Here is a 12,559-nt window from a genome sequence, read left to right on the forward strand (position 1 = left end):
CCACCACCGCCGCCGCCGCCGCCGACCATGGCGGTTCCGCCGCCGCCGTATATTCCGCCGCCGAAGATTCAGCTGCCGCCGCCGCCGAACCCGCCGATCAAGCATGTTTCGCGTACGCCGCCCAAGCATCCTTCGCCGCCGCAGACCACTACGTCGCCGGCTCCGCCTGTAACCGAACCTGCATCTAAGGCGGCACCGTCTGATTCACCGGATACGACGGCAGGTACGTCGCCGTTGAACAATGCCCGGCCGGTTTATCCGCCGGATATGGAAGAAGAGAACATTGAAGGCCGTGTGACCGTTGCGTGTGATGTGGAAACCACGGGTATGACAAGCAACTGTTCCGTTCAGTCCGTGCAGGGGGGCCAGTCTTTTGCTCAGGCCGCTCTCGATTACGTGCACAAAGCACGTTATCGCCCGGCAACAAAGAACGGCCAGCCCGTCAAGGAGCTTCACAAGGTGTATGTGATCAGGTTCAGACTGGATGACTGATCCCGGCATTTAGCCGAATTACTGGAGATAACTGCCTGGCGCCGGAAGGGTGCCGACGCCAGGCCGCATAAGATAAGGATTTTAAGGTACATGATCAGACTGTCTCGTCTTCCAGTGTCGGGTCTCGCAGTTCCGGCTCTTGCGATCATGCTGGGCACGGCGACACCGGTTCTGGCGCTGGCTCAGGATGCTTCTGCTCCTTCCGCAACAGATTCCACGACAACCCCTGCTGCACCTGCTCCGGAAGCGGCTTCTCCTGCCGCCCCGACCGACAGTGCAGCTCCTGCTGCTCCTACGCCTGATGCCTCTGCGCCTGCAGAAGGTCCTGCTGCGCCGTCAGCTGAGGCACCGGCTCCGGCCCCTGCAACAGATACGCCTGCTGCACCGCCGGCGGCTGACACCAAAGAAGAAGCCAACCCCTACGGTCTGGGTGCTCTTTGGTCCAACGGTGACATCATTGCCCGTGGTGTTCTGCTGATCATGCTGTTCATGTCCCTGGGCACCTGGTTTATCATGATCACCAAGTTTATCGAACAGGCTCGTCTGTTTGGCGCTGCCAAGGAAGCTACCAAAAACTTCTGGACCAAAAGCTCCATTCAGGAAGGTGCTGCCGCTCTGAGTGCAACGTCTCCGTTCCGCTACATTGCTGACACCGGCATTGTTGCTGCTGAACACCATGAAGGGACGATGCAGGAATCCATCGATCTGAACAGCTGGACCTCCATGTCCATCCAGCGTTCCGTGAACAACATCCAGAACAGCCTGCAGAAAGGCCTTGCCTTCCTGGGGACGGTTGGTTCCACCTCTCCGTTCATTGGTCTGTTTGGTACGGTTTGGGGTATCTATCACGCTCTGACAGCCATCGGCATTGCCGGTCAGGCTTCCATCGACAAGGTTGCTGGTCCGGTTGGTGAATCCCTGATCATGACGGCTATCGGTCTGGCTACCGCTGTTCCGGCCGTGCTGGGTTACAACCTTCTGGTGCGTCGTAACAAAGGGGCCATGGACAGCGTGCGTGACTTCGCGGCTGATCTTCAGTCCATCCTCATCGGCGGTGTGCGTCATGGCTCCGCAGTAGAACCGATTGCTGTGCGTCCTGATAACTCCCCCACGACTTCCACCGTCTCTAACCGGGTAGGCTAATCATGGGTATGTCTGTCGGAGACAGCGGGGGCGAAGACGACGTCGTATCTGCGATCAACACGACGCCCCTCGTTGATGTCATGCTGGTGTTGCTGATCATCTTTCTGATCACAATTCCGGTTGCAACCCACACGGTAAAAGTCAATTTGCCGAAGGATCTTAACCAGCCGACACAGACCAAAAACGGGAATGTCGTGCTTGCAGTGACGGATAACGGACAGGCATACTGGGACGAAACGCCACTTAAAGGACGGGCCGATCTTATGGCCCGTCTGGAAAAGATTGCCGTCATGCAGCCCCAGCCGCAGATCCAGATCCGTGGGGATATGAAGTCCCGTTACGAATCTGTGGGCAAGCTGATAGCTGCCTGTCAGGAAGCCGGTATTGCGCATATCGACTTTATTACCGAGAAGCCGAAAGACGGCTGATCACACCAGAAAATTCCGTTACCTCTTTATTGGGAGGTAACGGAGCATCTGCCCTTTTATTCTGCGTCCGTCTGGGTTCGGACCGTGTCGCGGAACCAGAGTTTGTAAGAGAGTGACAGCCCATGGGCATGAATGTCGGATCGGAAAGCACGACGGAAGACGAAGGCATTGTCGATATCAACACCACGCCGTTGATCGACGTGATGCTGGTTCTGCTGATCATGCTTATCATTACAATCCCGTTGCAGACCCAGGCCGTTTCCATCGATCTGCCGCAAGGTAACCCGCCGCCTTCAACGCAGGAAACGCCGGTGGTGACGCTTGCCGTTGATTTCGACAACACGATTACATGGAATGGCCAGCCCCTTTCCGGGGAAGATGATCTTCAGGCCCATCTGCGTGAAGCCGCAAGTGGTCCAGCTGATCAGCAGCCAGAAGTCCATCTGCAGCCAAACCGTCTGGCGGATTACAAAACGGTGGTGCATGTTATGGCTGATGCCCAGCGGCTTGGCGTAACCAAGCTTGGTATTGTCGGGCAAGAGCAGTTTGCAGAAGGACAGTAATTTAATGTCTTCCCATCTTTTACGCATCTCGCTGTTTGCCAGCGTGGCATTCGCGTTTGCCCAGCCCTTGGCTCATGCAGCCGACACACTGGGACCGGATGTAGGCAAGGCACTCATGCAGGCGCAAAGCGCGCTTGCGGCCCACAACTACCCCAAGGCCATGGCGGCGGTAGATGCGGCGGATGCTGTAAAAAGCAAGAGTGACTATGACTCCTACACCATTAACCAGATGCGGGCCGCAGTGGCCACGCAGGCTGGGAATGTGGATGCCGCAACGGCAGCGTATGACAAGCTGATTGCCTCCCCCCGTACGCCCAAGGACACCAAGCATCAGATGCTGATGTCTGAGGCCACCATGGCGTATAATGCCAAGGATTACCCGCGTGCGGTAAAGGCCATTGAACGCTACCAGAAGGAAGCTGGCCCCAACGCTACCATGGGCACGCTTCTGGCACAGTCCTATTACCTTCAGAAAGATTACCCGAACACGGTACGGGTGCTGAAGGAACAGATTGACGCGGAAGTCAAAGCCAAGAAGGCCCCGGCCGAATCCCAGTTGCAGATGCTGGCTGCCAGTGCCTCTGCCATGAAGGATTCCACCACCAGCACGCATGCTTATGTCCTGCTGGCCACGTATTACCCCAAAAAGGAATACTGGGATCTTCTGCTGCACGAACTGATCGTGAATGCAAAAATTCCGCCCACTCTTCAGCTTGATGTGTATCGCATCCGTCTGGCCGCAGGGAATGTTACCCAGTCCCGTGATTTCATGGAAATGACGGAAATTGCCATGCAGAATGGCATGCCGCAGTTGGCGCTGGACCTGATGAATGACGGTTACAAAGCCAATGTGCTGGGGCAGGGTGCAGAAGCACCGCGTCAGGCTCGCCTGAAAGCTCTGGTTGAAAAGACGGTAGCGGACAAGAAAGCCTCTATCGCTGCGGATGAAGCCGCGGCCCTCAAGGCCAAGACCGGTGATGATCTGCTGAACGTTGGATACAACTACGTCACCTTCGGGCAGGCCGATAAAGGCTTGGATCTGATGCAGCAGGCTATTACCAAAGGTGTTTCAGATGTGAATATTGCACGTCTGCACCTTGGTCTGGCTCAGATGCAGGCTGGCAAGAAAGATGCTGCTATTGCCACGTTGAAAACCGTGGAGGGTGAAACCGGTGCCCATGATATTGCGCAGCTTTGGGTGCTGAAACTTTCTCCGGCTCCGGTTGCCGCTAAAAAGTAAAAGCGCAGGTGCATAAGTTGCAGGAAAAGGTCGTCTCAGACGGCCTTTTTTTGTGTCTGCATTTTCTCGGGGTTTAGAAAAATATGGAGGTTACTGTTTTTACGGTTAGGCTGGCTCGGCAGGATGATGCGCCGAAATTACCCGCTATTGAACGGTCCGCAGCGCAGGTTTTTCGGCGTATCCCGGCCCTCGCTTTTCTGGCGGAAGATGAGCCGAGCCTGTCAGAGGCTGATCACCAAGCCCATATTGAACAAGAGCTTTGTTGGGTTGCGGTAGATAGCGCAGATACACCCTGTGGCTTTTTAAGCGCAGAACTGAATGAGCGGGACCTTCATATTGTTGAGGTGTCGGTAGAAGCGCGGGCACAGGGGGCCGGGCTTGGGCGCGCTTTGCTTCGGGAAGCGTGTGATTACGCACGGGCGCATGGCATGGCTCGCGTTACGCTCACCACATTTCGCTCCGTTCCGTGGAACGCACCATTTTATGAGAGGCTTGGGTTCAGAGAAGTGCTGCCCGAGCACGAAAGCCATCTGGCCGGAAAAATGCGGCAGGAAGAAGCCTCTGGCCTCCCTCCCGGTTCACGGTGCGCAATGGTCATGGTGCTGTAAAAATAGCCGAAAAAGGTTTCGCCGCCCGTTGTTTCGGCTGTTTCCGGGTTGTTTTGGCAGACAGGCACGAGCACTTTATCCACGGCTCCACGGCTCCACGGCTCCACGGCTCCACGGCTCCACAGGACCTGCAGAACTGACATTTTAACAGGGCTTCACGATGCCGCCTGATTTTCCGTTCCTCCCATGATCCTTGAACGGGATCACTGATGAGAGGAACGGGTTACTTCCTCTGTGTAGATACTCAGCCTGTCTGAGAGACAGGCTGGCGCGCAACAGGGACAGGGGATTTTGGAGGAAGGGTGTGTTCCTTCCATCCTCCACCTAACGCCCGGTAGATGGTAATCAGATTCTGGTAGTTGGAGACGGCAACCATGATCTGGACCTGCTGGGCCTGCAGGTAGGAACGCTGAGAGTCCAGTGTGGTGAGGTAGGAGTCCGTTCCCGCATCATAGCGCATCTTGGCCAGCCGGAAGGCATCAGCAGAGGATGTGACCAGATCATCCACCTGTTTTTTCTCATCCAGATAGGCTTCTCGGGCAGCGAGAGCATCTGCCACTTCCCTGAAGGCAGACTGCACGGTTTTCTCATAGGAGGCGATTTTCCCATCCCGCCGCGCCTTGGACGCTTTCAGGTTTCCGCTGTTCATGCCCCATGTCCAGAGCGGGATCTGAAGTTGCGGATTAAGGCCCCATGTTGTGGCGGCAGATGTGAAAAGCTGATGGAACTGAAGGCTGGAAATACCATCATTGGCGGTAAGCGTCAGGCGCGGGAAGAAGGCAGCCCGTGCCGCGCCAATATCCGCCTGCGCCGCCAGCAGATCGTGCTCTGCTCCCACAATGTCCGGCCGACGAGTCAGCAGATCAGACGGCACACCTGCGGGCAGATCGGCCAGAATGGTTTGCTGCCCCAAAGGTTGTGGAGGTGGCAGGTTGGCGGGAATAGGGGCGCCAATCAGTAGCGTGATCAGGTTTTCATCCTGCGCCACCTTGCGGCGGGAATCAGCGCGCAGCGCAGCGCTCTGCTGCACCTGTGTTTCCGCTTGCCGCACGGTCAGCAGGTTGGCTTCACCATGGTTGTATTTTTCGCGCGTCAGGTTGAGCGTTTCCTGCTGCGTGGTCAGCGTATTGTCCGCCACGGCCAGCGTTTCCTTGTCTCCCAGCCAGGTGACATAGGCTGTTGCCACCTGCGAGACGATACTGATCAACATGCCCCGCAGGTTGGCCTGTTCGGACAATGCTTTTTCAGCAGATTCCCGCGTCAGGCTGCGGATACGGCCGAACAGGTCAATCTCGTAGGAAGAAAACCCGATTCCACCCTGATAATAACGGAACGGATCACGCGCCAGACTCATGCCGGATTTTTCAGAACTTTCTGACCCCAGCCCCGGCGCAAAGCTCAGCCCTGCGGCATCGGATGGAGCCTGATACATCGGCCCGCCGGATGCGCTGATGGTAGGGAACAGGCCAGCGTGCTGAACGTCGTACTGGCCCTGTGCTTCGGCAATATTGGCGGCAGCTACACGCAGATCGCGGTTTTCACGAATGGCGATTGCAATGAGCGCCTTCAGGCGTGGGTCGGTGAAGAAATCATTCCAACCGATATCATACGCCGCCTGTTGCAGCTTGGGGTTGCCCGTATTCTGGTAAGCAGGCCAGGTGGTGGCCAGCGGGGGGGCTGGCCGTTTGTATTTGGGGATCATGGTGCACCCCGAAAGCACGCCTGTCGCCAAAGCGAGGGACAGGGCGCGGAAGCGGAGCGGACGCGGAGAGGAAGAAAATGCGGACATGCGTTTATTCGCTTCCGATAGCGTTGGAGGCGGGTGAGGGCTGTTCCTGTCGTTCGCTGATGCGTCTGACACGGAAGAGGCGCAGAACCCCGACAAAAAAGACCGGCACAAAATAGACAGCCAGCAGGGTTGCCGTGCCCATACCGCCCACCACGGCCGTGCCGATGGCAATACGGGAGGCCGAGCCAGCGCCAGAGGCAATGGCCAGCGGGAACACACCCACCACAAAGGCGATGGAGGTCATCAGAATGGGACGCAGGCGTTCCCGTGCGGCGGTCAGAACAGCTTCTTCAAGAGTATGACCCTGTTCAAAGCCAGCCTTTGCAAATTCCACAATCAGGATGGCGTTTTTCACGGCCAGCCCCACAGTGGTCAGCAGCCCGACCTGGAAGTAGACGTCGTTATCCATACCGCGCAGCAGGGTGGCGGCAATGGCCCCCAGCACGCCCAGAGGCACCACCAGAATAACCGCCAGCGGAATGGCCCAGCTTTCATACAGGGCCGCAAGGCACAGCAGAATGACCACGGCCGCCAGAGCATAGAGCGGGCCGGTGGAGGAACCGGACGCAATCTGTTCAAAAGAAAGGCCGGTCCATTCATACCCGATGCCGGTGGGCAGCTTTTTCAGGATGTCCTGAATGGCCGCAATGGAATCCCCCGAACTGTAACCGGCAGCGGGCTGGCCGAGAATTTCAAAGGCGTTCAGGCCGTTGTAGTTCTCAACCTTCTGCGGTCCCACAATCCAGTGGCCACTGATAAAGGCGTTCAGCGGGGTAAGCGTGTTCAGCGCGTTACGAATATACCATTTATTCAGGTCATCAGGCAGCATGCGGGCTTCGGGCACGCCCTGAATATAGACCTGTTTTACACGGTCATTCCGCGTGAACTGGTTGACGTAGATGGACCCCAGAGCCCCTTCAATGGTGCTGTTGATATCATCAATGGTAATGCCCAGCGCATTGGCTTTTTCACGGTCAATGTCCAGATGATACTGGGAGGCATCTTCCATGCCGTTCGGGCGCACGGCCATCAGGCGCTTGTCCTGAGCCGCCAGGCCCAACACCATGTTCCGGGCGTCCAGCAGTTTCTGGTGGCCCAGATGTCCACGGTCTTCCAGTTCAAGGTCAAAGCCGGTGGCATTGCCCAGTTCCAGCACCGCAGGCGGGTTGATGGCAAAGATCTGCGCTTTCGGGTTGAACCAGAAATGCATCATGATGCGGTTGGCAATGGCGGCAGACGTCTGCCCGGCGCCCGTGCGCAGCTTCCAGTCTTTCAGGCGGATGAAGAACGCCCCTGAGTTCTGGCCCTGCCCGGCAAAGTTGAAGCCGTTCATAGAATAGACGGATTCAACCAGATTGCCTTCAGTCTTGAGGATGTAATCCGCAATTTCATGGTTCATGGCCGCCGTCTGTTCCATGGGCGTATTGGGCGGCATGGTGACCTGACCAAAAATAAGCCCCTGATCTTCATCCGGCAGGAACCCTGATGGCAGCTTCATGAACAGGAAGACCGCCAGACCGGTGATCAGCGCAAACCCGATGAGGGAAAGTGCCATCCGGCTGATCAGGAACTGCACCCCGCGCAGATAGCCATTGGTCAGCTTATGGAAATAGCGATTGAACCATCCCGCCGGGCCTTTGGTTTTTTCATGCGTGCCGGGTTTGAGCATGGTGGCGCACAGGGCTGGCGTGAGCACCATGGCCACCAGAACAGAAAGCCACATGGCTGCAACAATGGTGACAGAGAACTGCCGGTAGATCACACCCACGGAACCGGAGAAGGCCGCCATGGGCAGGAAGACGGCGCTGAGCACCAGAACGATGCCCACCAGAGCGCCCGAGATTTCATCCATGGAGACGCGGGAGGCTTCAACCGGAGAAAGGTTTTTCTCCGTCATCACACGTTCCACGTTTTCCACCACCACAATGGCGTCATCCACCAGCAGGCCAACGGCCAGCACCATGGCCAGCATGGTCAGGGTGTTGATGGAATAGCCAAACAGTTCCAGCAGACCGAACGTACCCAGCAGCACAACAGGCACCGCAATGGTGGGAATAAGCGTGGCCCGGAAATTCTGCAGGAAGATCAGCATCACCAGGAACACAAGCCCAATGGCTTCCAGCAGCGTGATGACCACTTCTTCAATGGAAAGCGTAATAAAGGGCTGCGTATCCAGCGGGTAAACGGTTTTCAGACCCGGCGGGAAAAACTTTTCCAACTGGGTGATCTGCGCGCGCACTGCGGCTTCGGTTGAAATCTGGTTTGCGCCGGGGGCGAGCTTCAGCGCCATGCCGGAGGCCGGCATGTTGTTGTAGAAGGAGTTGGTGTTGTAGGTCTGTGGGCCCAGTTCAACCTTCGCAATATCACTGATACGCACCTGAGAGCCGTCTGGCTGAACTTTCAGGATGATCTTGCGAAACTCTTCCGGTGAGGTCAGTCGCGTCGGGCCGATAATGGTGGCATCCAGCCGGATACCCTTGCTGGCCGGAAGACCGCCCAGTTCACCAGAGGAAATCTGGATGTTCTGGTTCTGAATGGCTGCCTGAACATCCCTCACCGTCAGCCCGTAGCTGAACAGTTTGCCGGGGTCCATCCAGATGCGCATGGCGTATTCGGACCCGAACAGCGTGTGATCACCCACGCCCGTTACACGGCTGAGGGGGTCAGAAATGTTGGAGGCCACATAATCGGCAATATCCGCGCCGCTCATGCTGCCATCAGTGGAAATGAAGGCCAGAACCATCATGAAGTTCTTGACGGCTTTGGTGATGCTGAGGCCCTGAGCCGTGACTTCCGTTGGCAGTTTGGGCTGAGCAAGCTGGAGCTTGTTCTGCACCTGCACCTGCGCAATGTCCGGGTTGGTACCCTGTGCGAAGGTCAGGTCAATTTCCATCTGGCCAGAGGCGTAAGACTGCGCGGAAATATATTCCAGATGGTCCAGCCCGAACATCTGCTGAAGGATGGGGCGCACAACCGTATCGTTCACCGTATCCGCTGAGGCACCAGGGTAGGTGACGGAAATGGCGATCTGGGGTGGCGCGATGCTGGGATACTGGGCAATGGGCAGCCGGAAGATGGACAGCCCGCCAACCAGCATGATGATGAGACTGATGACCCACGCAAAAATGGGTCTATCAATGAAAAAGCGCGACAGGGACATGAGTCTTACTGGCCCTTGTTCTGGCTGGCGGCGTCTGGGGAGGACGCTGCCGGAGGCGTGGTGGCTTCTTCAGGCTTGACCTTGGCGCCCGGCTTCACTTTCTGCACGCCAACAGTCACCACACGCTCACCATCTTTCAGGCCACCGGTTACAAGCCAGTTGTCGCCAACTGCCTGACCAATCTGGATCTGTCGCAGTTCAGCGGTGTCATCGGGCTTGATGACCCATACCTGCGCATCGCCGTGGGTGTTGTGGCTTACGGCCTGCTGGGGCACCAGAAGACTGTTGGGGTCAGAACCTTCTTCCAGTTGCGCATGAACATACATGCCCGGCAGCAGCATTTTATCCGGGTTGGGCATGATGGCACGGACCACAACAGAGGCCGTGGAGGTGTCCACGTTTACTTCAGAAAGAGCCATGCGGCCCACGTGTTCGTAGGTGGAGCCATCTTCCAGCGTGAGGGTCACGGGCACTTCACCATTCGGCTGGCGCTCGATACGGCCCTGTGCCATCTCCCGCTTCAACCGCAAAAGGGTGATGGCAGGCAGGTTAACGTCCACATAAATGGGGTCCAGACGCGTGACAATGGCAGTGTTGTCTGTCTGATTGGCGGTAACAAGCGCACCAACCGTGATGAGCGTACGGCTGATCCGGCCGGAAATGGGTGCGTACATCTTGGTATAACCAAGATTGACCTCGGCACTTTCCACCTGCCCTTTGGCGCTGAGAATCTGACCCTGTGCCTGCTTTTCCGCAGCAAGAGCATCATCATATTCCTGGCTGCTGACCGCATGCGCCTTCACCAGAGAGCGGTAGCGTTCAAGTTTGGCGCGTGCTGTGACTTCAGCCGCTTCGGCTTCAGCCAACTGGCCGCGTGCCGTGTCATACGCGGCCTGATAACGGGAGGGATCAATCTGATAGAGCTGCTGGCCTGCTTTTACATCAGCCCCTTCCGTGAACAGGCGTTTCTGGATAACGCCTGTTACCTGCGGGCGCACCTGAGCAATTTCAAATGCATCCGTGCGGCCCGGCAGGCTGGTATGGATGGTCACAGCCTGTGGGTGAAGGGTTATAACACTGACCGTCTGGGGAGGGAGCTTTGGCGCGGGGGCTTTGCGGTTACAGCCTGCCAGGGCCAGCAGAGCGACAGCCGATACCAGAAAACGGCGTAAGGGAATGGAGTGCATTGTCACGCTGGCGTATCCTGCCTTTGAAAAAACCAACAAGAAAGAAGCACGCCGACACCCTTCTTTAAGCAGAAGCACAGGCGGAAGGGATGACCGCCTGTGGGGAAGATACGGGAGAGTGTCAGCGTGCGAACCGGATAATGGGAGAGAAGATGGGAAAAACAGTACTGTTTGTTACCTTTTCCCGCGTAGGCTAAAAGCCACCCCATATCTAGTCAAGAGAGCAAGTGTGTCTGGCGGTGTGCGGTAGCGGGTAAAATCCGCTTACCGCCCGATTTCTCTCAGTTTTTTTCCGGCCATGAGATTCTGTTCAATCACTTCCAGAGAAATGCCTTTGGTTTCGGGCACGAACACTTTTGTCAGAACAAGGAACAGGCCGTTCAGCAAGGCAATCAGGCCAAAGGTTTTTGCGCCGCCCAGCCACCCAAGAAGGCTGAGGAAGGATGCCCCCACAATCATGTTGGAAATCCAGTTGGTCAGGGTGGAAAGGGTAATCCCCAGGTCACGCCCTTTGATCGGCTGAATTTCAGAACACAGAACCCACATGAGCGGCCCGGCGGACATGGCGTGTGCCACGATAAAGATCATGATGAGGAAAACACACAGAATTTTTGCGCCATCGCTTTCCATGCCCACATGGTTGAGCACGGCCAGCGCTGCCATGGAGACAGTCATGATGGAAAACCCGCAATACAGAATCGGTTTGCGACCCCAGCGGTCCACCAGCCCGATGGCGGCAAGAGTGGCCAGCACGTTTACAAAGCCGATCATGGCTGTGCACCACATCTGGGCGGTGCCCACAAACCCTGCCATGGCAAAGATTTTGGGGGCGTAATACATCACCACGTTAATACCGGCGAACTGCTGCATGGCCTGAAGCATGACGCCAAGCAGAATGGAGCGCCGAAAATTGGCGTTTTCCCATAAGAGGCCAAACCCGCCCTGCCGCTGTTTGAGTTGTTCATCAATGGCGCGGATTTCGGCATGGGCTTCATGCGCAGTGGGGCGCAGGTCTTTCAGAACAGCCAGCGCTTCTTCCCGGCGGCCCTGCATCATCAGCCAGCGGGGGCTGTAGGGCAGGAACAGCACACCCACCACAAACAACACACCGGGGATGGCAATCATCCCGAACATCCAACGCCACTGGGCATGGTAGCTGAGAAGCGTATCGCTGATGAACGCCATGAAAATGCCAACGGTAATCATGAGCTGGTAGGTGGAGATCATGGCTCCACGGGTGTTCTCACTGGCAATTTCAGACAGGTAGAGAGGGGAGGTAAAGGCCGCAATGCCAATGGCCAGTCCCATCATGGCGCGCCCCCAGATCATGCTGGCCACAGACCATGCCAAAGCGCAGCCCAGCGAGCCGATAATGAAAATCACGCCCCCCATTACCAAAGCCCATTTGCGGCCCGTAATCTTGGCCAGCCATCCGGCAAGCACAGCCCCAACAGCAGCCCCAGCCATCATGGCGCTGACAATCCATTCCTGCGCAAAGGTGGAGGCATGGAAGGCGTCAGACACAAAATCCAGCGCACCGGAGATCACACCGATATCAAGCCCGGACATAAGACCGCCCGTAGCGGCAAGTATTCCTATGATAATGGTGCGGAATTGAGAGGATGTATCAGTATTTTCTGAAGGGTTACTGATCTGTGGCATGATATATGAAAAAGCCCTTTGATAATTTTGTTTTTTATTTGAAGAGGCTATGGACCGTAAAATCCGGGGGTAAACTGGAAATGGCGGTTTTCTGCTTCATTTTCGTTTTCATGCCACATCATGTAGCGGAAATATATTACTTCCTGACCCAGCGTGAGGAGAAAATGGCAAACTGGATACAAATCAGAGCGGCTGCTTAAAAAGCCGTGAGAATGCGCTGGCGGGTTTGCTGTGTCTGAAGGTTGGGCGTCAGGCTTTTCGCTCTTCACATCAGGCTTTTAACGCCG

Annotated in this window: 10 protein-coding genes; 6 read left to right on the top strand and 4 right to left on the bottom strand. The window is 56.5% G+C overall.

Going from position 1 to position 12,559, the window contains the following annotated elements; translation table 11 throughout:
- The 6 genes from AD948_RS16430 to AD948_RS16455 form a co-directional block, all read left to right on the top strand.
- A partial coding sequence (locus AD948_RS16430) for an energy transducer TonB (RefSeq protein WP_061472739.1) occupies nucleotides 1–492 on the top strand: 492 nt, incomplete at its 5' end.
- A gap of 90 nt (nucleotides 493–582) precedes the next feature.
- Nucleotides 583–1,635 carry a MotA/TolQ/ExbB proton channel family protein gene (locus tag AD948_RS16435; protein WP_081473658.1) on the top strand — a complete coding sequence of 351 codons (1,053 nt, stop codon included), beginning with the start codon at nucleotides 583–585 and terminating at the stop codon, nucleotides 1,633–1,635.
- 2 nt (nucleotides 1,636–1,637) lie between these two features.
- Nucleotides 1,638–2,063, top strand: a complete 426-nt coding sequence (locus AD948_RS16440; RefSeq protein WP_039905872.1) for an ExbD/TolR family protein — start codon at nucleotides 1,638–1,640, stop codon at nucleotides 2,061–2,063.
- A 122-nt stretch (nucleotides 2,064–2,185) separates the two neighbouring features.
- Entirely contained in the window at nucleotides 2,186–2,626 is a 441-nt protein-coding gene (locus tag AD948_RS16445; RefSeq protein ID WP_006560220.1) for an ExbD/TolR family protein, read from the top strand.
- A 4-nt stretch (nucleotides 2,627–2,630) separates the two neighbouring features.
- Complete coding sequence (locus tag AD948_RS16450; RefSeq protein WP_006560221.1) at nucleotides 2,631–3,866, top strand: tetratricopeptide repeat protein; 1,236 nt, start codon at nucleotides 2,631–2,633, stop codon at nucleotides 3,864–3,866.
- 83 nt (nucleotides 3,867–3,949) lie between these two features.
- Nucleotides 3,950–4,474 (top strand): GNAT family N-acetyltransferase, encoded by a 525-nt coding sequence (locus AD948_RS16455; protein WP_061472740.1) that lies wholly within the window; start codon nucleotides 3,950–3,952, stop codon nucleotides 4,472–4,474.
- Between the two features lie 244 nt (nucleotides 4,475–4,718).
- Here the strand turns inward: AD948_RS16455 and AD948_RS16460 are convergent, their stop codons facing one another.
- From AD948_RS16460 to AD948_RS16475, 4 genes are all read right to left on the bottom strand, one after another.
- A complete protein-coding gene (locus AD948_RS16460) occupies nucleotides 4,719–6,263 on the bottom strand; it encodes an efflux transporter outer membrane subunit (RefSeq protein ID WP_045543623.1) in 1,545 nt (514 codons plus the stop codon).
- Nucleotides 6,264–6,267: 4 nt separating this feature from the next.
- Nucleotides 6,268–9,423, bottom strand: coding sequence for an efflux RND transporter permease subunit (locus AD948_RS16465; RefSeq protein WP_058987651.1), 3,156 nt, complete (start codon nucleotides 9,421–9,423; stop codon nucleotides 6,268–6,270).
- Between the two features lie 5 nt (nucleotides 9,424–9,428).
- Nucleotides 9,429–10,610 carry an efflux RND transporter periplasmic adaptor subunit gene (locus AD948_RS16470; protein ID WP_058989201.1) on the bottom strand — a complete coding sequence of 394 codons (1,182 nt, stop codon included), beginning with the start codon at nucleotides 10,608–10,610 and terminating at the stop codon, nucleotides 9,429–9,431.
- Nucleotides 10,611–10,874: 264 nt separating this feature from the next.
- The gene (locus AD948_RS16475; protein WP_058987649.1) at nucleotides 10,875–12,272 is read right to left on the bottom strand and encodes a sugar porter family MFS transporter; all 1,398 of its coding nucleotides are present in this window, start codon (nucleotides 12,270–12,272) and stop codon (nucleotides 10,875–10,877) included.
- Nucleotides 12,273–12,559 lie beyond the last annotated feature (287 nt).

Origin of the sequence: Acetobacter senegalensis, assembly GCF_001580995.1 — a bacterium.
Taxonomy (GTDB): Bacteria; Pseudomonadota; Alphaproteobacteria; order Acetobacterales; family Acetobacteraceae; genus Acetobacter; species Acetobacter senegalensis.